Here is a 22,274-nt window from a genome sequence, read left to right as displayed (position 1 = left end):
GCATCACCCCACCGGATAAAGCCTGCCCTTCCACCCTGTCCGGCCCGCGCGGCCGATCCGCAGGAGAACGCTCCATTGGAGTGCGAGGCTCACGAGAATCGTGAAAGGGTGAAAAGGAATGGAGACGGGAGTCTCGCGCGTCGCGACCGTCACCATGGCGCGTGTCGCGAGCGACAGCAGCGCGGCCCATGCGACGGGCCATGTCGGCGCGAAGGGCAACAACAGGAACGGCAGGATGTGCCCGCCGAAGAGCAGGACGGTCCAGACCGGCAGCGCCAGGGGCTTCGCCATTCCCTCATGGGCATTCTTCGCGAAACCGTTCCAGGCATCCCCAAACCGTGAGTACATGCGGCATACGGCGAGCCTCTCTCCCGGTACGAGATCGGTCATGAAGCCGTTGCGCCGGAACTGGCGGGCGAGCTGGATGCCGTCGTGGATCAGAGAGCGGATCGCGGCATGCCCCCCGCTTGCGTGATACGCCTTCCTCTCCACGAGCATCAATTGTCCGCAGGCCGCGCCGAAGCCCGGATGCGCCGAGGCGCGCATGAGGTTCATGGGCAGGTAGCCGAGGAGCAGCAGATTGATCGCCGGTACGGTCAGCCACTCGCCGGGCGTCCTCATGATCTGCCGCGGGACCGCGCTGACGAGGCGGGCGCCCGTCGCCTGTGCGTGGCCCGCCAGAAGAGACGCAGCGCAAGGCGCGATCCGCACGTCGGCATCGACGAAGAGGAGGTGAGTTCCGCGCGCGTGCCGTGCGAGATGATGGCAGGCGTGAACCTTGCCGGTCCAGCCCTCCGTCAAAGGAGGTGCGTTCAGCAGTCTCACGCGTGGGTCGCGGGCGGCGATCGTCCGAACGATCTCGGCCGTGGCGTCCGTCGAACCGTCATCCATGACCAGCACTTCGGTTTCGATGCCACTGCTTGCGAGGGCCGCCTCGACGGCGGGTCCGATATTCTCTGCCTCATTGCGGGCGGGGATCAGGATCGAAACGAGCATTTGCCCATGCGCGGGAGCGCGGAGCGTCCTGCCCAGAACGAGAAGGTTGATGACGGCGAGCGCCATTGGGATGGCCGCGAGCGCGAGAAGGATGACGCCGATCGCGGTCATGACTGGTGGCCCTCATGCGAGGGATCGAAGGCCCGCCCACGCAGGGCCGATGTCAGGCGGCGCCAGCCGTCGTAGAACCCGCCGACGCCCGCCCGACCCTCAAGCAATATCCGGAAGCGGGCGGGATCGCGGACCTTCACATCGTCGCCCAGCCGGTCGAGCACGGCCGCGAGCTCATTGTCGAGGCGCTGCAGGCGGGCGGGACGCGAGAGTTCGAGCAGGTCGCTGCCGCGCATGGGATTTCCGAAGGCAATAAAGGCCTCCGCCCCCCGTTCGAGCCAGAAGCCGTACTCGATGCCGAGAGGGATGACCGTGCAGTCGGGCGAGATCTCGATCAGATGGGCGATGCCGGGCTTCAGGCCCAGCGGGCGCTCGCGGGCATCGGCGAAGCGGCCCTGCGCCGTCACCCAGAGCGCGCGGCTCGGGGACGACAGAATATCGGCGCTCGCCTTCATGAAATCAGCTGCGCCCTGCCTGCTCTGCAGGTCCACCCCGAAAGCCCCCATGCGCCCGAAGACGCCGTAGCGCTTCAGCATCTCGGCATCGATGGGAGCGTAGCTTTCGTAAGACGGAAAGAGACGATCGGCTGTAAGGATGTAGATGGCAGCATCCCACCACGACGGATGGTTGGAATAGACGATGAGCGGGCCCTTGTGCGGCACAACGGGCTGCCCCCATCCGGCGATCCGCAGCGCATTCATATGTCGCGTGAAATAGCGGCGGAATACCGAGACCATGAACCGGTGAATAGCCGGAGAGCGGCGCGCGACGGGAGATGTGCCTGCCTGCTGTCGGAAGAGTCGTTTTCCTATCGCGCTGCCTTGATCCTGCATCAGGAGACGTTCCGCAATTGATCGGACTTGAGGTCTGCGTCGAGAGCGTCGGCCGCGATCCAGCCTGACATCATCACCATCGGCATTCCGGGGCCCGGATGAGCCGCTCCGCCTGCGAGGTAGAGACCGCGGATCTGCCGGCTCCGGTTGCCGGGTTTGAAAGCTCCCATGAACTTGCCATGGCTCGCCAAGCCGTAAATGGCGCCATCCAGCACCTTGTAGCGATCATGAATATCCTGAGGGGTCAGGTGACGCTCGACGACGATGCGCTCCTCGATGTCGTGCATGCCTGCCGTGCGCTTGAGCTTGTCGATGATCACCTGCCGATAGGCGGGAAACATCCGGGACCAATCGTGGTGTGGCCTCAGGAATGGCGTGTGCACCAGAACGTAGAGCGCCTCGCCGCCATCCGGAGCGACGGCGGGGTCGGTCGCGGCCGGAGCGGCGATGTAGCACGTCGGATCGGGTGCCGGCTCGCCGCGGCGATAGATGAATTCGAATTCCTCCTCCGGGTCGTGCGAGAACACGAAATCGTGATGAAGGATGTGGTCGTAGCGCCTGTTCAGGCCGAGATAGAGCACCACCCCCGAACACGCCGGCTCGAAATCCTTTCGCGCGTAATGCTCGCCGACCTCGCCGCCGACGAGCTCGCGGTATGTGCGGATGGAATCCATGTTGGAGATCACGCAGTCGTACGGTGCAGTCTCGCCGTTGGCGAGGACGAGACCCTTCACCGCGCCGCTCTCGATCCAAAGGGATGTCACGTCTGAGGAGGGCTTGAAGGTTGTGCCGAGTTCGCAGGCGAGCGTCGTCAGCGCTTCGGCGACCGCGCGCGTGCCGCCCATGGGATACCAGACGCCCTCCGCAGCCTGCATATGGGCGATGGCGCAGAGAACCGCAGGCGATCCATAGGGCGAGGAACCCACATATTGGGTGAAGTGATCGAGCATCTGCGCCAATCGCTCGTCCTTCACCTTGGAGCGGATGGTGCCTGCAACGGATGAGCCCATGCGCAGGGACAGCACGTCCCGCAAGGTCGATGGGTTCATGTTGGCGCGTAGATCGATCGTATCGAAAAGATCCTCAACCGGTTTCCAGAAGAAGAAGCGGTTGGAGATGTCGTGAAGATGAGCCGAAATTTCCTGAAAGCGCTTGTACCCGTCGCCGGCGCCCGTGCCGGGGGCGAAGCGGTCCATGACGGCTGCCATCGCGTCGATGTTCTCTTGCAGGTCGATGTGGGTGCCGTCGTCGAAGAAGCAACGCCATTGTGGATCGAGCCGCACGAGATCGAGATAGTCGGACAGGTTGCGTCCGGCTTCCGCGAAGATACGTTCCAGCACGCGCGGAACGGTGAGGATCGTCGGTCCCATATCGAAACGAAAGCCGCCCTCGTGCAGGACTGCCGCCTTGCCTCCGAGCCAGGCATTCTTCTCATAAAGTGTTACGGAGTGACCGCGCGCCGCCGCGACGCAGGCCGCCGCCAATCCCCCCAGACCTCCGCCGACCACGGCAACCGAAGCTCTTTGAGCGTTCAAGACGTTTCTCCCAAAGGGTCTGGACGGTGAAGTACGGGCCAGAAGGCCCGCAGGCCTCGTTTCCTGGTCATGCGCATCACTAACGTCTTGGTTGTAGGAGCGGTAAAACGCAGTTCAAGGTGACCTCCCGGCCAAGGGTCGGCGGGCGCAGATCATTCGGATGGTGCGCCCGCCCGGCGCCCGGATGACTGGATCGAACCCGGCGGCAACAAACGGCGGCTTGAGACTGTCCATGCTGTGGCTTCCGCCACCCCAGAGCAGATTCTTCAGGCGATTGACGGAAGAGGGAATGTCGGGCCCGCTATCCGCCAGCGCCGCCACGAGGAGCCAGCCGCCAGGGCGAAGGCTGCGATAGATCCGCTGGGCTGCTTCAGCCACAACGGCGTCCGGCAGGAACATTTGCGGCAGGAAGGCGAGATCGAACACAGCCTCGTCCTCCATCTGTTCCACGCGCTGGCGGCGCAGGGTGACGCGCGCGGCGAGTCCCGCCTCGCGCACGCGCCGTTCGCCGATCATGGCCGGGCGCTCCGCCGGCTCGAGAGCAATTGCCGTCAGGTGGGGAAAGGCTTGGCACAGGGTGATCGACAGTCCCGCCGCTCCCGCGCCGACATCGAGGAGGCCCGCACCTTGTCGTTCCAGGCATGCGACAAGGCCAGGCAGGAACTTGAGCTTCGGCAGGGCCTTTGCGGTCCAGAGTCGCGTCAGCGCGCCCTGAGCGTCGATGATCGCTTCGTCGGTGTGGGTCCAGCCTGCCAGCGCAAGTCGGCCCTCCCGGAGCTTGGTCCTGAAATCTTCCGTCTGCAGAAGCGGAGCCTGCAAGGCGGCTCTGAAGGTTTCTGCTCCCTCTGCGGAGGTGAAGGGCTGCAGGGCCGGGCCGGCCAGGACGCGGCCGCCTTCGCAGCTCGCAAAACCTGCGCCGACCAGGACATCCACGAGCGCCGCGACGAGCGCCGGATCGAGGGACAGGCTCTCGGCCATTCCCCCGACCGTCGCGGGTGTCTTGAGGCGGCGGATCACGCCTGAATCCGCGCAGGCCATGAGGGCGCTGGCAAGCCACAGGGCTTCGTCCGTCCGCTCCAGCAGTTCGAGCACCTCGTCGGAACGCTGCCGGAGACGCGGACGGGTGGGCTTTCGCCAGGGGCGCCATCCCATGCGATCTCCGCCGTGAGAGAGGAGAGCATAGGCGCGCCACAGCATAGCGGGCCTACCGGATCGGGACGACGATTGTCGTCGAAGGCTCTCTCACGACGATCCGCGCGGCCTCGAAATTCGGAGGCCCGCGGCGCCCCACGTCGTTCGAGAAGCCATAAGGCTCGCTCGGCAGGCCGAGGAAATTGCGGTCGAGCTTGCCGTTTCCGTTTGTGTCCTGGAACACGGCGATAGCATAGGAGCCTGGCTTCACGTTCCGCACACGCAGCTCGACAGTGCCGGCGCGTGCCACCTCCCGGTCCCTGTAGGGACAGCTCCTCTCGTCAAAGCTCGTGTCGCAGATTCCCGCATAAATCATGCCCTGCGCCGAAGCGACGCCCTCTGCGCGGATCGTGAGAGTAGCAGCCTGGGTCATCGAGGGGGCGATGAGGGCGAGACCGAGAATGCATCCAGGACGTCTCATGCGTGCTCCCTCACAACGTGGCTTCGCGGATCGCTTCGCTTTCCAATCCCGGCAGCCGCCATCCGGCGCGCCGTCGTTCCCGGTCTTCCATCAGAAGACGTGTCGTGATGCGCGCGCCCTCGTAGATCACGGGCAGGCCGCTGCCGGGATGAGTTCCGCCGCCGACGAGGTAGACATTGCGGCCGAACCGGTTGTGTGGCCGGAAATAGAGCATCTGCGCGAGATTGTGCGCGAGGTTGAAGGTCGCTCCTTCGAACACGGAGAATTCGCTCTGCCAGCCTTGTGGGGTAACCATGCGCTCGAAGCGGATGCGGCTTTCGATGTCGCCAAGCCCCAACAGCTTGAGGCGCTCAAGTGCAATTCTGCGATATCTCGGCGCCTCCGCCTGCCAATCGATTCCGCACCGCAGGTTCGGCACCGGGACGAGCACGTAGAGGCTCGTATGTCCCTGCGGGGCAAGAGTGGGATCCGTTGCACCCGCATGCTGGATGTAGATGGAAGGCTGTTCCGAGAGAATGCCTTCGGTGATCTCGCGAATGTTGCGTTCGTAATCCCGCGCAAGAAGAATCGTATGATGGGCGAGGTCGCCCACATCGCCCTCGATGCCGAGATAGAGCATGAAGGTCGAGCAGGAGAGCTTCGCTCGATCGAGCTTCGCGTTCGTCCAGCGTGGACGCATGGCTTCCGGAACGAGACGGCGCATCGCATGACCGAAATCGCCGTTGACGACAATAGAGCCTGCCGCGAACGTCTCTCCGCCGGCCTCCACGCCCACCGCTTCGCCCTTCTCGTAGAGAATGCGATCGACCGGCGTGCCGAGGCGAATCTCGACGCCTATCTTACGGGCGACTTTCGCCATGGCTTCCGACACGGCGCCGCAGCCGCCGACCGGATGATAAACTCCATGCTCGTATTCCAGGAACGAAAGAATCGTAAAGAGACTTGGGCACTGGAACGGTGACATCCCGAGGTATTTCGTCTGGAACGAGAAGGCCAGGCGCACACGCGGATCTGCGAAATAGCGCTTCAAATCTCCATCGACACTGGAGAACGGCCGGAGCTTCGGCAAAGCGGCCAGTATGGCGGGCGATACGAGATCGGCGGGGCTCGTGAATGCCCGCTCGAGAATGGGCCGAAAAGCTTCGAGTTTCGCGCGATTGTCGTCGAGGAAGCGACGGACGTTGCGTGCATCCGCCGGCGCAAGCCGCGCGATTTCCTGCTCGAGACGCGCAAGATCGGCCGTTGCGCGGATCTCGCCGCTGCCCTCGAAGACGAGATGGTATTGCGGGTCGAGCCGCTTGAGTTCGACGTGGTCTTCCAGGCGCTCGCCGCAGGCTTCGAAGATGTCTTTCAGGATGCGCGGATAGAGAAAAAACGTAGGGCCGATATCGAACTTGTAGCCGCCCGGCGTACGGATAGTCCGCGTGCGGCCGCCAACGTCTGGCTCGCTTTCGAATATTGTTACGGGGATGCCCTCGCTGGCCAGGAGCATGGCGGATGCGAGACCTCCGGGGCCTGCGCCGACGACAGCTACGCGCGGAGAGTGCGAGGCATTCGACATGAAACGGCCATCCCATTGCGTCGAAGGCAGCCAGAACCGGAATCAAGCCAAGTAGAACACTCTCCTTCGGCGACCAGAGGCAAGGCCGGACAAACGACGGAAAAATCGAAAATTCCTAGCGAACATGAAACCGTGTTCAGGCTATATGTTGCCTGAAAGAAACGGAAATAGGGTATAATTTCAGTTTATTCACAGTGCCAGAAGTATGGATTTATAAGGAGAAAATCAAGCCGCCTTATTCTTGCCTTTTTAAAGTTGAGCTTCACTTCCCATCGAAACGGAAGGGGAGACCATCTTTGAAGAATATCCTCACCCGCGTGTCGGCACTGGCACCACTTCTATTTGTTGCGGCGTGCAATACAACAGCGTCTAACGATCCTTCGACAACAGGATCCATCTCGCAAGCCAGTCTGGGTAAGGAATTTCAGCGTGGAACCGCCTCCTGGTACGGTCCTGGCTTCCAGGGCCGGAAGACCGCAAGCGGCGAGCGCTTCAGCTCCAGCGCCATGACGGCGGCCCACCGCTCCCTGCCTTTTGGGACGCGGTTGAAGGTCGTCAACGAGGAGAATGGCCGCTCGGTGATTGTTCGTGTGAACGACCGCGGGCCTTTCGCTCACCGGCGCATTATCGACCTGGCGCAAGGCCCCGCCCAGGCCCTGGGCCTGACCTCTGCCGGAACCGGATATGTCTCATTGCACATGGTCGAATGAGGCCAATCAGCCGGAGTTAGGCGCTTCTTAATCCCTTGCGGCGAATCTTGGCCCCGATTCGGGACCAAGGGTTGCTTACATGGAATCGAGATCGTCTCAGCCGACGAACGTCATTCGCTTTCCGGGCGCGCGCTCGTCAGCCAATTCCCGCCGTGATCAGAAGAGCCTAATGGATGCGGTTTATACCGCAGGCTCGCTTCCGATTGCGGCCGACGACCGGGCGACCAAGGATATGGCGACGCGCCTCCATATCTTCGGCTTCGTCGTTATCGACGAGGTTCTGTCCGACGGTACGGTTCGGCGCCTGCGTCCGTCGGAGTCGTTCCAGTCCTCCATGGTTCATCCATGGCGCGTCTCGAAGCCCTCGGGCCGATACCGGGTCGATGATGACTGGCCCGAGACGGATCAGGAGCTTTTCGCAGCTCTTCTGGCCTGATCATCCGGTCTCGCCTTTTCATTCGCCTGAACTATTTCCTGCCGCATGACGTTGAGGAGCTTGTGCAAGCTCTCCGGACACTCGCGATTGCAGGGACGAGACGATGCATCTGGTGCAGATTCTTCTGCCGCTGGCAGACAATGCCGGCCGCCGTTTCGACGGGAAGGCTTATGGCCGCGTCCGTACCGAATTGTCGGAGCGGTTCGGCGGCATCACCAGTTTCACCCGCGCCCCTGCCGAGGGCGTCTGGAAAGAAGGTGGCCATTCCACCCATGACGATATCGTGGTCTTCGAAGTGATGGCCCGGGAAATCGACCATACATGGTGGGAAAACTATCGCGCGGAGCTGGAGCGGCGCTTCCAGCAGGAAGCCATCGTGGTGCGCGCCATCAAGGTCGAAATGCTCTGAGGGCGGAACCCGGGCCGTGCCGCTTCGCTTGTCGTGTCAGTCAAGCGCATCCTTCGACAGGGTGGAGCCCGTTCTCCCTGCCGAAGGATGCGCACCGGTCAACGAGAGCCTCGGGCGGGGGCCCGGAAGCGGGACCCATGGTCAGGTCCGAGGCTCCAGCGGAGCATCGCCATGTCAAAGCCTCTCGTCGTTTCCATCCCCCACAATCTCGGCAAGGCCGAGGCTCTGCGCAGGCTTCAGAGCGGGATGAGCGGCCTCAAATCCCAATTCAGCGACAAGATTGCCGCCATCGATGAAAGCTGGACAGGGGACCGGATGGATTTTCGCGTCGGCGCCATGGGCCAGAATGTCAGCGGAAACGTCCAGGTGATGGAGGAGCAGGTGCGCGTGGAAGTGCAGCTTCCGTGGATCCTCGCCATGGTCGCCGAAAAGGCAAAGACCTTCATTCAAAAGCAGGGCACCTTGATGCTGGAGAAGAAGTGATTCAGCTGGTCATCATGAATAACTGTTCACGAACATGAATGTAGACGGAACCAAATAGCACCCAGGGCGTTGAATAAACGATTGCGCCCGTGACCCATCTCCGGTGCGCTTCATTAAAGACATCGCATAATTCGCCCCGGACCGTGATTTTCCGTCCGATCGTGACAACACATTTGTTTCTGAGGATCGCGCTATGCATGAGCGTTTGATGACGCAGCCGCATGCCTTTCGTTCTCCCTCCAAGACCGGTTCCGAAAAGCCTCTCCTCGTCTGTTTCTCGCACCTTCGTTGGGATTTTGTCTGGCAGCGCCCGCAGCATCTGCTCAGCCGTGCCGCCAAGCACTACGACGTGCTGATCGTTGAAGAGCCCATGTTCAAGCCGGGCATCAAGCCGCACATGGATGTGAGCACGCGCCCGCAAGGCGTCACAATTGCCGTCCCCATGCTCCCGGAAGGCCTTTTGCCGGAGGATATCGTCGCCGAGCAGCACGATCTCATTGAGACTCTGATCGGCCGTGAGTCCCATGGTTCGCGCGTGTTCTGGTACTATACGCCCATGGCGATGGCCTTTACCAGCGACTTCGAGTGCGACCTCTGCGTCTACGATAATATGGACGAGTTGTCGCTCTTCCGCGGCGCGTCGCAGGAACTGCTCGACCTGGAAACGGCGCTGTTCTCCCGCTGCGATCTTGTCTTCACCGGCGGCATGAGTCTCTACGAAGCCAAGAAGGGCCGCCATCGCAGCGTTCATGGTTTCCCATCCTCCATCGATTTCAGCCACTTCTCGCAGGCCCGCTCCATCGAGAAGGATCCTGCCGATCAGGCCCATATTCCGCATCCGCGACTCGGGTTCTTCGGCGTCGTGGATGAACGCATGGACGTGGATCTCCTGGCTCAAGTCGCGGAGTTGCGTCCTGACTGGCAGTTCGTCATGATCGGACCCGTCGTGAAGATCGACCCGGAAACGCTGCCCCGGCGCTCCAACATCCATTGGCTCGGCGGCAAGAATTACAGCGAGCTTCCTCATTATCTTTCCGGCTGGGACGTGGGATTCATGAATTTCGCGCTGAACGAGGCGACGAAGTTCATCAGCCCAACGAAGACGCCTGAATTCCTCGCCGCCGGCGTTCCCGTCGTCTCGACGCCCATCACCGACGTGGTGAAGCCCTATGGCGAGAAAGGGCTCGTTGAGATCGCCCGCAGCGCCGAGGAGGTCGTTGCAAAGGTCGAGACCGTCTTGATCCGGCCGAAGGAAGCCTGGCTCGCCAAAGTCGACCGTCATCTGGCGCAAGGCTCCTGGGACAAGACCTGGAGCGCGATGCACAAGCTTATGCTCGATGCGACCGGTGACATGGCCTCGAACCGTCCCGCCACATCCCTTCCCATCTATGCCACGACGCCCGCGGAGTAATATGTATGTACGATTGGCTGATTGTCGGCGCCGGCTTCGCGGGTAGTGTCCTGGCCGAACGCCTTGCAACCGAGCGCAATGAACGCGTCCTTCTCATCGACCGCCGCAACCATATCGGCGGAAACGCCTATGATCGTTATGACGACGACGGCCTGCTGATCCATCAGTACGGACCGCATATCTTTCATACCAATTCGAAGCAGATCTTCGATTATCTCTCCCGGTTCACCGATTGGCGCTTCTACGAGCATCGGGTCCTCGCGGAAGTAGACGGCATGCAGGTGCCGATTCCGATCAACCTCGATACCGTCAACAAGCTCTATGGGATGAACCTCAGTTCCGAGCAGTTGAAGGATTGGTTCGCCGACAGGGCCGAGAAGACCGGCGAGATCAAGACGTCGGAGGACGTGGTGGTCTCGGCTGTCGGACGTGAACTCTACGAGAAGTTCTTCCGCGGTTACACCCGCAAGCAATGGGGCCTCGATCCGTCCGAGCTCGATAAGTCCGTCACCTCGCGCGTTCCCACCCGCACGAACCGGGACGACCGCTATTTCACGGACGAGTTCCAGTTCATGCCCAAGCACGGGTATACCCGGATGTTCGAGAAGATGGTGAGCCATCCGAACATCCACGTCATGACCCAGACGGATTACGAGGACGTCAAGCACATCGTGCCGCATCGCCGCGTTATCTATACCGGTCCGATCGACGAGTATTTCAACTATCAGTTCGGCAAATTGCCATACCGCTCTCTGCGCTTCGAGCACGTGACGCTCGACAAGCCGTGGCATCAGTCGGTGGGCGTGGTGAATTATCCGCAGACGCACGAGTACACGCGCGTGACCGAATATAAGCACCTTACGGGTCAGGAGCACGCGAAGACCGCTCTCACCTATGAGTATCCGTCCGCTGAAGGCGATCCCTATTACCCGATCCCGAAGCCCGAAAATCAGGAGCTCTTCAAGAAGTACGAGCGTCTGGCTCTCGCGACGCCCGATGTTTGGTTCGTGGGCCGCTTGGCGACCTACCGCTACTACAACATGGATCAGATCGTCGGTCAGGCGCTCGCCACGTTCCGGCGCATCAACGAGGCCTTGCCGCTCGGGGCGGATACATCGAGCGTCACAGCCATGTCGTCACCGGCGGCGCTCGTGTCCTAAAGAGGTAACTTCATCGAACATTTCGCACTGAGCACAGTTTTTGAGTGCTTGATACAATAGCTCGGAGCTGAATGATGAGGCGACCCCTGGAACTGTGGGGCGGGATCGAATGTACCGTCGCGCGTGTTGGCGACGAGTATCGCGATCAAAGCCAGGAAACGGGATATAGCGACCGGAGCGAGGATCTCGACCGCATCGCCGAACTCGGAATCCGCACGCTGCGCCATCCGGTGCTCTGGGAGACGATCTCTCCCGAGAGCCCGGACCGCACGGATTTTTCGTGGCACGACGAACGGATCCGCCGGATGCGGATGCTCGGCATCCGCCCGATCGCGGGCCTCTGCCATCATGGCAGCGGACCGCGCTACACCCATATGCTGGATCCTGCCTGGCCCGAGCTTCTGGCGCGTCACGCGGCCAACGTGGCCACGCGCTACCCCCATATCGATCTTTACACGCCCGTGAACGAACCGCTCACCACGGCGCGGTTCTCGGGGCTTTACGGCCACTGGTATCCGCACGGAACGGATTACGAGTCCTTCCTCAAGATCCTGGTGAACGAATGCAAGGCGACGGTTCTGTCCATGCGTGCCATTCGCAGGGTTCAACCCCACGCGAAGCTCGTCCAGACCGACGACATGGGAAAGACCTTCTCCACGCCCTTGCTCGCCTATCAGGCGGAGCACGAGAACCAGCGGCGTTTCCTCGGCTTCGATCTGCTATGCGGGATGGTGGACCGCGAGCATCCCTGGTGGCCCATTTTCATCGAGTGCGGCGTCAGCGAAGCCGATCTCGAGTTGCTCCTCGAAGGCGATGCCGCACCGGATATCATCGGTATCAATCACTACCTCACGAGCGAGCGCTATCTCGACGAGAACATGAAGCGCTATCCCGAGCATCACTGGGGAGGGAACGGCAAGCACCGATATGCGGACGCGGAAGCGGTGCGCATGCCCTTGCCGCCTGGGGATCTCGGACCGGCCGCCCGGCTGCGGGAGGTGTGGGAGCGCTACAAGCGTCCGATCGCCGTGACGGAGGCCCATCACGGCAGCTCGCGCGACGATCAGTTGCGCTGGCTCAAGGAGGTGTGGAACGACGTCAATACGCTGCGGGGCGAAGGGGCCGATATTCGCGCCGTGACGGTCTGGTCGCTTTTCGGCGCCGTGGACTGGAACAGCCTGCTCACGCAGTGCAACGGCTTCTATGAGCCGGGTCCCTTCGACGTACGAGCTCCCGAGCCCCGGCGCACGGCCCTGGCTCATGCAGCCGAAGCATTGGCGAAGACCGGCACCTACGATCATCCGGTTCTCGACCGCGCCGGCTGGTGGAAGCGGGATATCCGCTTCTACAAGCGACCGGCCAAGCAATCCCAGTCCTGCTGGCTTGCCGACGAGCCGCGCCAGCTTCTGATCACGGGCGCCACCGGCACTTTGGGGCGAGCTTTCTCGCGCCTTGCCGAATTCCGTGGCCTCAACCATGCGCTGCTTTCGCGGGCCGGCATGGATATCGCCGACGCGAAGAGCGTCACCGAGGCTCTTGCCTGCCATCGTCCTTGGGCGGTGATCAACACGGCGGGCTATGTGCGCGTCTCGGAAGCCGAGAACGATGCGAAGGCCTGCTTCCGCGAGAACGCTGTCGGGGCCGAAGTGCTGGCGAAGGCCTGCGCGGATCTGGATATCCCGCTCGTCACCTTCTCGTCGGATCTCGTCTTCGATGGAACACTCGACCGGCCCTATGTGGAGAGCGACGAGGTCAATCCGACCACGGTCTATGGCGCCAGCAAGGCCGAAGCGGAGCGGCGGGTTCTGGCCGCGCACGACAGGGCCCTCATCATCCGAACGAGCGCCTTCTTCGGACCCTGGGACCGCAGCAACTTCGTCTGGTCCGTTCTCAACACCCTGAGCAAAGGCGAAGGGGTGCGGGCCAGTCTCGACGTGGTGTCGCCCACCTACGTGCCGGACCTCGTCAATACTTCCCTCGACCTGCTGATCGATGGCGGCACCGGCATATGGCACATGGCGAATGTCGGCGAGCTATCCTGGCGCGATCTGGCGGCGCAGGCCGCGGAGCGGGCCGGCTTCGATCCGTGTCTCGTGACGGATGCGGATGATCTTCCGGTGCTGAACACGGCTCTCTCGACCGAACGGGGCATTCTCATGCCACGGCTGGAGAGCGCCTTCGACCGCTTCTTCATCGACAGCGAGGTGGACTGGTCGGAGGAGAATCTGAAAGTGGCGGCCGAATAGCTTTTCGGCTCGGCGAGGGGCTCTCATGAAAACGGCGCGGATCTCTCCGCGCCGTTCGTTTTGATGATGCGGCCGATCACGCGGCTGCCTCCGCGGCACGCACCGCTTCCTCGATGCGGGCAGTCCGCGACTCGACCGCGAGCTCCACCAGGGCATCGGTCAGGATGGTGGCCGTCGGATCGGCGAGCGGCTCATCCCGCAGCAGGCGAAGGGTCGAAGCGACGAGCCGGCCGCGTCCGTAGGAGCGCTCGACGCCGAGTGCCACCGGCTTGTGAATCCAGCCGACCACGAGGCCTGCGAAGACGCGGGCCTGGAAGTCCAGCAGGTTGCAGCCCGAAATCACATAATCGGGCAGCACCCGGTCCATGGTCTCGTCGAGGAGCGGGCCGGAAGGGAACCGGGAGAAGTGGCCCGAGCGGCGCAACCACGCGAAGGAGGAGGCCCAGTCGCCCGACCACAGAGTTCCGTGACGGGTTTGCACCTTCACCGCCTGCCAATGCGGGAAGAAGGGGTAGAGGCTCATGTCCTCTTCCGGCAGAAGCAACAGCTTTGCTCCGGCGCGCACGTGGTCGGCGATGGCCTTGTTGTGCGTGCGGGAGACGACCAGCGTCGATTCCTCGAAGGCGCGCGCCATGGTGTAGCCCAGTGCGCTGAAGCGCTCACGGATGTCTTCGTCCGGAGACCACACCAGCTCCCGAACATGCACGGGACGTGCGCGAGCGGGGTGGATGGCGATGTCGTGGTGGTTCTGCGCGACGAGGCGCCCGTCGGGGGTGCGCAGCGCGAATCCGATGCGACGCAACGACGGTTCGTTCATCTCCGGCAGCCGGATCTCGACACGGCCGAGATCGAGCACATCCGGAGCTTCGATGCGCGGCAGGCTGATCTGCTGCGTCTCGTTGCAGATGCTGATCTCGAGCTTGCAATTCTCCAGAGCCGGTCCTGCGCCATGGGCGACAGCCAGCCCCAGCTCCACCGTCTCGCCGGACCAATAGGAGGCGCGCTCCCATTTCGGCACGATGACCGTATCGGAGTTGAAGATATGGAACAGCTCGTGGAAGACACGGGTGTTGCGGCGCATGTCGAGAAGGCCGTTCGACTCCCAGTGACAGTCGTGCAGCTCGGTGATCACATAGCCGGCGAGGTTGGGCTTCCGGCGCATGGCCTCGATCTCGTACTTGAAAGCACGGAACTGCTGCCATTGCGCCGCAATCACGAAGCGGCGGAGGTCGCCGAAAACGCGGTCCATGCTCCAGTCGGAGAAACGGTTCTCGACACCATGGGCGTACATCACGCCCTCGCCCCAGTCGTGGCCAGTCTCGAACCACCAGGGCTCCTCGCCCTTGGAATCGCGCAGGTCCTTCGGATAAGGCAGGCCCCAGTTGCCGAACTCGGAGCACATGAGAGGCTCCCGACCCGTGATCACCGCATCGCCATGGGGCGAATAGAGCCAGGAGGCGCGGTTCGAGAGTTCGTCCACGAACTGGTCCCACTGCGCCCGGTGGTCGGGGTAGGCGGCATAGAAGTGATAATCCGCGATGTCGGATTCCACGTGGAAGCTCGGAGCGAGAGGCGAGTTGTCGACGACGAGACGCGTCGGATCGTAGGCCTTCAGCCAAGCGAAGGTTCGCTTGAGCCAATCGCGGTGGTCCGCATCGTTGACGAGATCGACGCCCCAGTTCTCGTTGATGATCGTCCAGATGATGATGGACGGGTGGTTGCCGTCGCGATCGACGATGCCTTTCAGGAGCTTTTCCTTGCGCCCGCGTGAGCGGTCGGTGGCCATGCCGCCGTTGGGCAGCTCCGTCCAGATCAGCATGCCCATGCGATCGGCCGTTTCGTAATAGCGCGGATCCGCCGCCTTGATGTGGCAGCGCAGGCAGTTGAGGCCGAGCTCCTTCGCCTTTCGGAACTGATCCTCCAGGAACTCCACGGAGGGCACGGTGCAGATCGTGTCCGGATAGTAATCCTGGTCGAGCGCCGCGCGCAGGTAGAGCGGCTCGCCGTTGAGGTAGAACTTGCCGTTGCGCGTTTCGATGGTGCGGAAGCCGAAATTGTCGGCGATCTCGTCCTTCACGTCGCCGCCGCGCATGAGCTGCAGGCGAATGCGATACAGGTTCGGATGGTCGGGCGACCAGGGCTGCACGTCCGGCACCGTCAGCTCGAAGGGCATGCTGGTCACGCCCACCTGCGTCTCGTGCATCTCGTCGACGACGATGCTGCCGGACGGATCGGTCACTTCGATGCGGATCTGCGTGGCATCCGTGAGCGGACGTGCGAAGAAGACGCCTGACGTCACGCGGCCCGTGGCGAGCTGCGGAACGAGCCGGACGCGGTTCATGTGGTCGGGAATGCGGCGCTCCAGGTAGACCGACTGCCAGATCCCGGAGAGCGGGCCGTACCAGCTCTGCTTGCCGAAGGGAATTTCGGCGAAGGGCGAATCCGGGAACTCGGCCGGGTTGTCAGTGGGCGAGTCGACGCGCACCTTGATCTCGTTCGGACCGGGCCTGAGATAGGGCGTCACATCGAACGAGAAGGGCAGGAACCCACCCTCATTGTGGCCCACGGGCTCGCCGTTGATGAAGACCTTCGTGTTGTGGAAGACGGCGCCGAAACGGATCCAGATGCTGTCGTGCAGCCACGCTTCGTCGATGTCGACCGTCCTGCGATAGATCCCGATCCCCGCCCGCATGCGCAGATCCGAGAACTGGGCCTGCCAGGGACTTGGCACAACAATCTGGCGAACTTCTGCCGGGCCCGACAAACGGTCGTCGGCCACGTGCAAAAATTCCCAAGTCCCATCCAGACTGATGCGATTGTCCTGCATGATTTCTCCTTGAATCAGAGATTACCCAAGGGTCCCCAAGACGGCGAAAAAAAGGCTGCGGACCGGGAGACGCAAGCCTTGCCGGCGGGTGCGACAATCGATGCCCTCTAATCCGGTCCGAACCATCGGTCCTCGTCTCAGGCTCTGGTGAATGGCCCGTCTCGAACAACGGCGGAGTCCAGCATTGGATCCAGGCAGGCAGGCCTCTGCATGAAAGGTCACGCCGCCGTCCTGGCTTGGCAGGAACCTTGGCTTGGCAGGAACCGGCCCCTGGATCCGGCGTTGCCCTGTCAACGCCGAGCCTTGCTGCTCGCCCGACTGTCCCTGCTTTTCAATGAGGCTTCAGATGGCTCAACAAATTCCCGACGATCGAGTCCGCCAGGGTCCCTCCGGCCGCCCGGTTCTCGGCGTTCTGATCGGCTCTCTGCTCCTGCTCGCGATCGCGGCGGGCGGATACATGATCTGGGCGGGCGCGCAATCGCCCGACGATCCGGGCACGGACGCCGCCCGCTCGGCGACGACAGGTTCCACGACCGGCTCCTCGAATGCAAACCCGACGAACCGGATTACGCCTGCCAACCCGGCCTATCCCGCTCCAGAGGCCCAGCCCTCCGCAAACGAGCCGGCGAAGCGTTAAGGGATCGCCTTCTCGCCAAAGGCCTGGATGGTGCCCAGCCGTCCAGGCTTTTTTGTTGCACTTCGTTCAACCGGCGGCGAGTTTTTGCCTTATTGATTCGCAATCAACCGGCCCGCAAGGGAATGCGATAAGGCAAACTGAATGACCGGGATTGGACTGAAGCGGCTGTTGTCGGCCGCAATCGTTGCGTGCAGCCTCGCCTCGGGCGGCTTGGCTTTCGCTCAGCAGGCGCAGATGCCGGCCCAGCCGCAGGCTCCCGCACCTCAGGCTCCCGCTCCCGCTCCCGGAGCGCCGGCAAAGCCTGCCGCGCCGCCCGATGGCCCCGCCGCCAACGTGTCGGCGGAAACGAAGGCGGCCCGCGCCAAGCTCGACGGTTACAAGGCGGATCTCGACCAGAAGGAAATGGCGCTCCAGGGACGCGTCCTGTCCGATCTGGAGCTGCAGAACCTGCGCCAGCAGATCGAGCCGATCATCGCCGATATCCGTACGGTCATCGAGGAGCAGGCCCCGCGGCTCGAGGCGAGCCGCCAGCGCCTTTCCCAGCTCGGACCGAAGCCTGCCAGCGGTCAGCCCGAAGAAAGCGCCGACGTGGCCCGGGACCGGGCGGACCGGGAGGCCGCCGTGGCGGAACTCGACGAAACGCAGCGCCTCGGGCGCGCGCTTCTGGTCCAGGCCGAGCAGCTGAGCGCCCAGATCGGCGACCTGCGCCGGTCTGGCTTCACGCGCGCGCTGTTCGAGCAGAGCGACGGGCTCCTCAGCCCCAATCTCTGGATGAGAGTCATCCAGGCGATTCCACGCGAGCTGCGGGCTCAAAGGATCGTGCTGTCGGACAATCTCGAACAGATGCAGCGCACCACGACTCTGGGCGTGCTGCTGCTTCTGGGCCTTGCGATCGGCGTCGCCGTGGCGCTTTATGTCGGCCGCCGCTCCATCGCACCCCGTCTCGTCCGGCGCGACCCGGCGATCACGGATCCTTCGCGCCGCAGCCGCCTCATGGCCGCCGTCGCCGTTCTCGTCCTCGGTGCCGGTCCGGCCATTGCCGGAAGCTGGCTCGTCTGGGTGGCCTTCGATTCGGTGGACATCGTCACTCCCCGCCTTGAGGCCGTGGTGCGATCGTTTCTCGGCGGCCTGGCCTTCATCGCCTGCGTGCGTGCCCTCATCGACGCCATTCTTGCGCCGGACCACCCGTCCTGGCGTTTGATCCCCCTACGGGATGCATCCGCCGCGCGCATCATGAACTTCTCGGTCGCCCTCGCGACGGTCCTGATCGCCGGAAAGGTCATCGAATCGTTCAACAAGGCCATCGCCGCGGCCCTGCCGATCACGGTCATCACCCGGGCGGTTTTCGCCCTGGCCATGGCGCTCATCTTTGCCGATCTCCTCCGCCGCTTCGCGGCGCGGGAGAACGAGGAGAACTGCCTCGGCCCTTATGTCGCGCAGGAAGTCGATATCGGCGGACCGGTGCGCGGACTGGGGTGGTTCGTGGTGGCTGTCGTGATCTGCGGCGTGCTCGGCGGATACACGGCGCTCGCCTCGTTCGTGATCGACCAGGCGGTGTCGATTTCCCTCATCATCGCCATGCTCATTCTCTGCATTACGCTCGCGGACGAGTTCATCGCAGGTTCGCTGCGGGCCCAAAGCAGGCTCGCCACGACGCTGCAGGCCAATACGGGCATCCGCCGGCGCTCGCTGGAGCAGATCGGCGTGCTTGCGAGCGGCGTTGCGCGACTGGCGCTGATCGTCATCGCCATCCTGCTGATCCTGCTGCCCTGGGGCATCGAATCCACGGATGTGGCGAGTTCGCTGCGGGCGCTGTTCTTCGGCTTCAGCGTCGGCGACGTCACCATCTCCCTGTCGTCGGTCCTCATCGCGGCGCTGCTCTTCGCTGCGGGCTTCACGGTCACGCGCATTATCCAGCGCTGGCTCGACAACACCTTCCTGCCGGCGACCGATCTCGATGCGGGCCTGCGCAACTCGATCCGCACGGCGGCGGGCTATGTGGGCATCATCACGGCGGGCGTCATCGCTTTCACCTATCTCGGCCTGAGCCTGGAGCGGCTGACCATCGTGGCCGGTGCCCTGTCGGTGGGTATCGGTTTCGGCCTGCAATCCATCGTCAACAACTTCATCTCGGGCCTGATTCTGCTGTGGGAGCGCCCGATCCGCGTGGGCGATCTCGTGGTCGTAGGCGATGGCGAAGGCTATGTGCGCCGGATCAATGTGCGTTCGACCGAGATCCAGACCTTCGACCGTTCGACGCTGATCGTCCCGAACTCGAACCTGATCTCGGGGATCGTCCGCAACCGCGTGCGCAACGATCGCGTCGGGCGCGTCATCGTTTCCGTCCCCGTGCCGCGCGCGACGGACCCCGATCTGATGGCCGATATCATGCGCAGCGCCGCGCTGGCGCATCGCGAGGTCATGAGCGAGCCCCATCCGCGCGTCCTCTTCAAGAAAGTGACGGAGAATACGATCGATTTCGATCTCGTCTGCTTCGTGGATGACATCGATGCCGCCGGCCGAGTGTCGAGCGATCTCTATTTCGAGGTCTTCCGGGGCCTGCGGAAAGCCGGGGTCGGGGTGCCTGGGCCCGTTGCTCCGGAACCCGAGGAGGAACCGAAATCCGAGACATCCAAAAAGGAGGGAGACGAGGATGAAACCTTAACCCTTCTCAAGGATAAATCGCCGGCATGAAGAGCCTCATCTGTCTAAGCCTTTCCGCCCTTGCCCTTGCAGGCTGCCAGTCCGAGCAGCGTCAGGCCCCTTCGCAGACGCCGAGCTTCTATGCCTCCATGGCCGGCGCCGGGGCCGTGGTCGATGCGGCCATGGCGCGGGACATGATCGGCGCTTATCGCCGCAACAACGGCTTGGGCCTGCTCACGCTCGATCCCGATCTGCAGGCGGCGGCGCAGGCCGAGGCCGACGCGATGGCGAGGGCTGACAAGCCCAGCTCGGCGGAAGCCTTCAAGCGCCGGCTGGCTTCCGAGGGCTTCGCCGCACCGGCCGTCAATCTCTCCGCCGGTTATCACACCCTCGCCGAAGCCTTCTCCGGCTGGCGCGAGAGTCCGCAGCACAACAGGGTGCTGCTCGACTCCAAAGCGACGCGGATCGGCATAGCCACGGCCTATACGCCCAGCTCCAAGTACAAGGTCTATTGGGCTCTGGTCGTCGCGGCGGACCGACCCTGAGCCGGAACTGGGCATTTCCAAGGCATCTGGAACCTAAATCGAAGCGTAGCTCTTTAGCATTGGCCCCTGTGTCGGCGGTGTAAGAGCGTGTCTCGATTCCAATGCCTGATTTCGATCCCAAGTTGGGTAAACAGATGCCCCCGCCCCCTGCGACTGGAAGCGCTCAGGAGGTCGGGCCGGGTCAGGATACGACGCTCGCGAAAGAGGCGGATCATGCCGCCGCTCACCAGTCCGAACCTCAGAACGCGGGTGTCCACCGCGAATTAGCGCCCAGCATCGGTCGGGAACTGCTCCTCCTGTTCCGGGACATGGTCCGGAACCGGAAAGGCTGGCCGATGACGCGGCTCGCCATCGCGATCGTCGTCGTTCTCATCGGCAACATGGTGGGTCAGGTCCGGCTGAACCAATGGAACGGCGCATTCTTCGATGCGGTGGAGAAGCGCAACACGGCGGCCTTCTTCGACCAGCTTCTCGTCTTCGCGGTCATTGTTGCCGCGCTGCTGGCCCTCGTCGTGGGGCAGACCTGGCTGCAGGAACGGCTGAAGATCCGCCTGAGGCAGAGATTGACGCAGGTGCTGCTCGATCTCTGGCTGAAGCCCAATCATGCCTACCAGCTCGGTTTCATGGGGGAGGCCGGCCATCAACCCGATCAGCGGCTGCAGGAGGATTGCCGTCTCTTTTCCGAGCTTTCGACCGAACTCGGGGTCGGCATGCTGCAGGCTTTCCTCCTCCTCATCAGTTTCATCGGCGTCCTGTGGACGCTCTCGGGCGCGACCACTTTCGTCATCCATGGGGACGAGATCACGATTCCCGGTTACATGGTGTGGGTCGCCATCGGCTATGCAGGCATCGGCTCCGGACTGACCTGGCTGGTCGGGCGTCCGCTGATCCGGCTCAACACGGTCCGTTATGCCCGCGAGGCCGATCTGCGCTTCGCTCTCGTGCGCGTCAACGAAAGCGCGGAGAGCGTCTCTCTGTACAACGGCGAAGACGACGAGCGGCGCAATCTCGACGAATTCGTGGAGGCGGTTCTCAAGGCGACGCGTCGCCTGTCCGGCGCCCTTGCTCGCCTGACCTGGATCACGTCAGGCTACGGCTGGCTCGCCATCGTCGTGCCGATCCTGGCGGCGGCGCCGGGCTATTTCAGCGGACGGCTGTCCTTCGGCGGCATGATGATGGTCGTCGGTGCGTTCAATCAGGTGCAGGCGGCCCTGCGCTACTTCGTTGACAACTTTCCGAAGATTGCGGATTGGCGCTCGGCAGTGCTGCGCGTCGCCACCTTCCGGCAGGCTGCGATCGATCTCGAGGAAGTCACGGCCGAGAACGGCAAGATCGACATCCAGTCCCATCCCAAGGGGTGGCTCAGCTTCGAGGGCCTTTCCATCGCCTTGAGCGACGGCAGCATTCTCATCGAAGATGCGACGGCGGAGATCCGGCCCGGCGAGCGGGTGCTGATCATGGGCGAATCCGGAGCCGGCAAGAGCACGCTGTTCAGGGCGATTGCGGAGCTCTGGCCCTGGGGTTCGGGCACGATCCGCGTGCCTCCGGGAAACGAGATGATGTTCCTGCCGCAGCGACCGTACCTCCCCCTCGGCACGCTCAGAGCAGCGCTCAGCTATCCGGCTTCGCCCACTACCTTCGACGACGCCGATACTCGCGCCGCCCTGGAGCGCTGCGGGTTGGGCGAGTTCGTGGACATGCTCGACAAGGATGAGCGCTGGGACAGGACCATGTCGCTCGGCCAGCAGCAGCGCGTCGCCTTCGCCCGGGTCCTCCTGCACAAGCCGCGCTGGGTGTTCATGGACGAGGCGACCTCCGCCCTGGACGAGGAAAACCAGGCGTCCATGCTGTCTCTGTTTGAGAACGAGCTGAAAGGTGCAACGGTGATGTCCATCGGCCATCGGCCGGGCCTCGAGGAGTTCCACACCCGCACGCTTCACATCCGCAAGACGGAGGAGGGCGCCATCCTTCTGGCGAAGCCCCGCCATCAGCGGACCACGCCTCCGCGGCGGAGATGGATGGCAAGTCTTCGCAAGCGCCTCAAGAAGGCCAGCCACGGCCACGAGGCCAGTCAATCATGAGGCGTCGATGGAGCGCGGTCTTGGCAGCGCAAGCGAAC

18 protein-coding genes are annotated in these 22,274 nt (G+C 63.1%); 11 read left to right on the top strand and 7 right to left on the bottom strand.

Features of this window, described 5'->3' with window-relative positions; translation table 11 throughout:
• Window positions 1-3: 3 nt before the first annotated feature.
• The 6 genes from ACS5Q0_RS04830 to crtI form a co-directional block, all read right to left on the bottom strand.
• Window positions 4-1,107, bottom strand: coding sequence for a glycosyltransferase family 2 protein (locus ACS5Q0_RS04830; protein ID WP_473125465.1), 1,104 nt, complete (start codon window positions 1,105-1,107; stop codon window positions 4-6).
• Entirely contained in the window at window positions 1,104-1,844 is a 741-nt protein-coding gene (locus tag ACS5Q0_RS04825; RefSeq protein WP_473125464.1) for a lysophospholipid acyltransferase family protein, read from the bottom strand. The genes ACS5Q0_RS04830 and ACS5Q0_RS04825 overlap by 4 nt, the downstream gene beginning before the upstream one ends.
• A 95-nt stretch (window positions 1,845-1,939) precedes the next feature.
• Window positions 1,940-3,475 carry a phytoene desaturase family protein gene (locus ACS5Q0_RS04820; protein WP_473125463.1) on the bottom strand — a complete coding sequence of 512 codons (1,536 nt, stop codon included), beginning with the start codon at window positions 3,473-3,475 and terminating at the stop codon, window positions 1,940-1,942.
• Window positions 3,476-3,589: 114 nt separating this feature from the next.
• The gene (locus tag ACS5Q0_RS04815) at window positions 3,590-4,627 is read right to left on the bottom strand and encodes an SAM-dependent methyltransferase (protein ID WP_473125462.1); all 1,038 of its coding nucleotides are present in this window, start codon (window positions 4,625-4,627) and stop codon (window positions 3,590-3,592) included.
• A gap of 52 nt (window positions 4,628-4,679) precedes the next feature.
• Window positions 4,680-5,087 carry a DUF2141 domain-containing protein gene (locus ACS5Q0_RS04810; RefSeq protein WP_473125461.1) on the bottom strand — a complete coding sequence of 136 codons (408 nt, stop codon included), beginning with the start codon at window positions 5,085-5,087 and terminating at the stop codon, window positions 4,680-4,682.
• Window positions 5,088-5,097: 10 nt separating this feature from the next.
• On the bottom strand, window positions 5,098-6,648 hold the full coding sequence (crtI, locus tag ACS5Q0_RS04805) for a phytoene desaturase family protein (RefSeq protein ID WP_473125460.1): 1,551 nt from the start codon (window positions 6,646-6,648) through the stop codon (window positions 5,098-5,100).
• A 395-nt stretch (window positions 6,649-7,043) separates the two neighbouring features.
• On the opposite strand from crtI, the gene ACS5Q0_RS04800 reads away from it, so the two are divergent.
• From ACS5Q0_RS04800 to ACS5Q0_RS04770, 7 genes are all read left to right on the top strand, one after another.
• On the top strand, window positions 7,044-7,358 hold the full coding sequence (locus tag ACS5Q0_RS04800; protein WP_473125503.1) for a septal ring lytic transglycosylase RlpA family protein: 315 nt from the start codon (window positions 7,044-7,046) through the stop codon (window positions 7,356-7,358).
• 169 nt (window positions 7,359-7,527) lie between these two features.
• Window positions 7,528-7,794: a hypothetical protein gene (locus tag ACS5Q0_RS04795; RefSeq protein WP_473125459.1), complete on the top strand. Its 267-nt coding sequence runs from the start codon at window positions 7,528-7,530 to the stop codon at window positions 7,792-7,794.
• Between the two features lie 103 nt (window positions 7,795-7,897).
• Window positions 7,898-8,203, top strand: a complete 306-nt coding sequence (locus ACS5Q0_RS04790; RefSeq protein WP_473125458.1) for a hypothetical protein — start codon at window positions 7,898-7,900, stop codon at window positions 8,201-8,203.
• Window positions 8,204-8,374: 171 nt separating this feature from the next.
• Complete coding sequence (locus tag ACS5Q0_RS04785) at window positions 8,375-8,686, top strand: polyhydroxyalkanoic acid system family protein (RefSeq protein ID WP_473125457.1); 312 nt, start codon at window positions 8,375-8,377, stop codon at window positions 8,684-8,686.
• 208 nt (window positions 8,687-8,894) lie between these two features.
• Window positions 8,895-10,097, top strand: coding sequence for a glycosyltransferase family protein (locus ACS5Q0_RS04780; protein WP_473125456.1), 1,203 nt, complete (start codon window positions 8,895-8,897; stop codon window positions 10,095-10,097).
• Window positions 10,098-10,102: 5 nt separating this feature from the next.
• Entirely contained in the window at window positions 10,103-11,257 is a 1,155-nt protein-coding gene (gene glf / locus ACS5Q0_RS04775; RefSeq protein ID WP_473125455.1) for a UDP-galactopyranose mutase, read from the top strand.
• Window positions 11,258-11,328: 71 nt separating this feature from the next.
• Entirely contained in the window at window positions 11,329-13,503 is a 2,175-nt protein-coding gene (locus ACS5Q0_RS04770; RefSeq protein WP_473125454.1) for a family 1 glycosylhydrolase, read from the top strand.
• Window positions 13,504-13,579: 76 nt separating this feature from the next.
• On the opposite strand, the gene ACS5Q0_RS04765 is transcribed toward ACS5Q0_RS04770, so the two are convergent.
• Entirely contained in the window at window positions 13,580-16,330 is a 2,751-nt protein-coding gene (locus tag ACS5Q0_RS04765; protein WP_473125453.1) for a glycoside hydrolase family 2 protein, read from the bottom strand.
• 346 nt (window positions 16,331-16,676) lie between these two features.
• Between ACS5Q0_RS04765 and ACS5Q0_RS04760 the strand changes: the two genes are divergently transcribed.
• From ACS5Q0_RS04760 to ACS5Q0_RS04745, 4 genes are all read left to right on the top strand, one after another.
• Window positions 16,677-16,967, top strand: a complete 291-nt coding sequence (locus ACS5Q0_RS04760) for a hypothetical protein (protein WP_473125452.1) — start codon at window positions 16,677-16,679, stop codon at window positions 16,965-16,967.
• Window positions 16,968-17,108: 141 nt separating this feature from the next.
• Window positions 17,109-19,661 carry a DUF3772 domain-containing protein gene (locus tag ACS5Q0_RS04755; RefSeq protein WP_473125451.1) on the top strand — a complete coding sequence of 851 codons (2,553 nt, stop codon included), beginning with the start codon at window positions 17,109-17,111 and terminating at the stop codon, window positions 19,659-19,661.
• Entirely contained in the window at window positions 19,658-20,155 is a 498-nt protein-coding gene (locus tag ACS5Q0_RS04750; protein WP_473125450.1) for a CAP domain-containing protein, read from the top strand. The genes ACS5Q0_RS04755 and ACS5Q0_RS04750 overlap by 4 nt, the downstream gene beginning before the upstream one ends.
• Window positions 20,156-20,289: 134 nt before the next feature.
• Window positions 20,290-22,236, top strand: coding sequence for an ABC transporter ATP-binding protein/permease (locus ACS5Q0_RS04745; protein ID WP_473125449.1), 1,947 nt, complete (start codon window positions 20,290-20,292; stop codon window positions 22,234-22,236).
• The last annotated feature ends 38 nt before the right edge of the window (window positions 22,237-22,274 follow it).

This window comes from Microvirga sp. HS2 (assembly GCF_055792805.1).
This window is presented reverse-complemented; position numbering and strand designations above follow the sequence as displayed.

Bases quoted from the DNA above. Each gene is read 5' to 3' on its own strand.
- ACS5Q0_RS04830 (WP_473125465.1), bottom strand. From the start codon at position 1,107: ATGACCGCGATCGGCGTCATCCTTCTCGCGCTCGCGGCCATCCCAATG.
- ACS5Q0_RS04825 (WP_473125464.1), bottom strand. From the start codon at position 1,844: ATGGTCTCGGTATTCCGCCGCTATTTCACGCGACATATGAATGCGCTG.
- ACS5Q0_RS04815 (WP_473125462.1), bottom strand. From the start codon at position 4,627: ATGGGATGGCGCCCCTGGCGAAAGCCCACCCGTCCGCGTCTCCGGCAG.
- ACS5Q0_RS04810 (WP_473125461.1), bottom strand. From the start codon at position 5,087: ATGAGACGTCCTGGATGCATTCTCGGTCTCGCCCTCATCGCCCCCTCG.
- crtI (WP_473125460.1), bottom strand. From the start codon at position 6,648: ATGTCGAATGCCTCGCACTCTCCGCGCGTAGCTGTCGTCGGCGCAGGC.
- ACS5Q0_RS04795 (WP_473125459.1), top strand. From the start codon at position 7,528: ATGGATGCGGTTTATACCGCAGGCTCGCTTCCGATTGCGGCCGACGAC.
- ACS5Q0_RS04790 (WP_473125458.1), top strand. From the start codon at position 7,898: ATGCATCTGGTGCAGATTCTTCTGCCGCTGGCAGACAATGCCGGCCGC.
- ACS5Q0_RS04785 (WP_473125457.1), top strand. From the start codon at position 8,375: ATGTCAAAGCCTCTCGTCGTTTCCATCCCCCACAATCTCGGCAAGGCC.
- ACS5Q0_RS04780 (WP_473125456.1), top strand. From the start codon at position 8,895: ATGACGCAGCCGCATGCCTTTCGTTCTCCCTCCAAGACCGGTTCCGAA.
- glf (WP_473125455.1), top strand. From the start codon at position 10,103: ATGTACGATTGGCTGATTGTCGGCGCCGGCTTCGCGGGTAGTGTCCTG.
- ACS5Q0_RS04770 (WP_473125454.1), top strand. From the start codon at position 11,329: ATGATGAGGCGACCCCTGGAACTGTGGGGCGGGATCGAATGTACCGTC.
- ACS5Q0_RS04765 (WP_473125453.1), bottom strand. From the start codon at position 16,330: ATGCAGGACAATCGCATCAGTCTGGATGGGACTTGGGAATTTTTGCAC.
- ACS5Q0_RS04760 (WP_473125452.1), top strand. From the start codon at position 16,677: ATGGCTCAACAAATTCCCGACGATCGAGTCCGCCAGGGTCCCTCCGGC.
- ACS5Q0_RS04755 (WP_473125451.1), top strand. From the start codon at position 17,109: ATGACCGGGATTGGACTGAAGCGGCTGTTGTCGGCCGCAATCGTTGCG.
- ACS5Q0_RS04750 (WP_473125450.1), top strand. From the start codon at position 19,658: ATGAAGAGCCTCATCTGTCTAAGCCTTTCCGCCCTTGCCCTTGCAGGC.
- ACS5Q0_RS04745 (WP_473125449.1), top strand. From the start codon at position 20,290: ATGCCCCCGCCCCCTGCGACTGGAAGCGCTCAGGAGGTCGGGCCGGGT.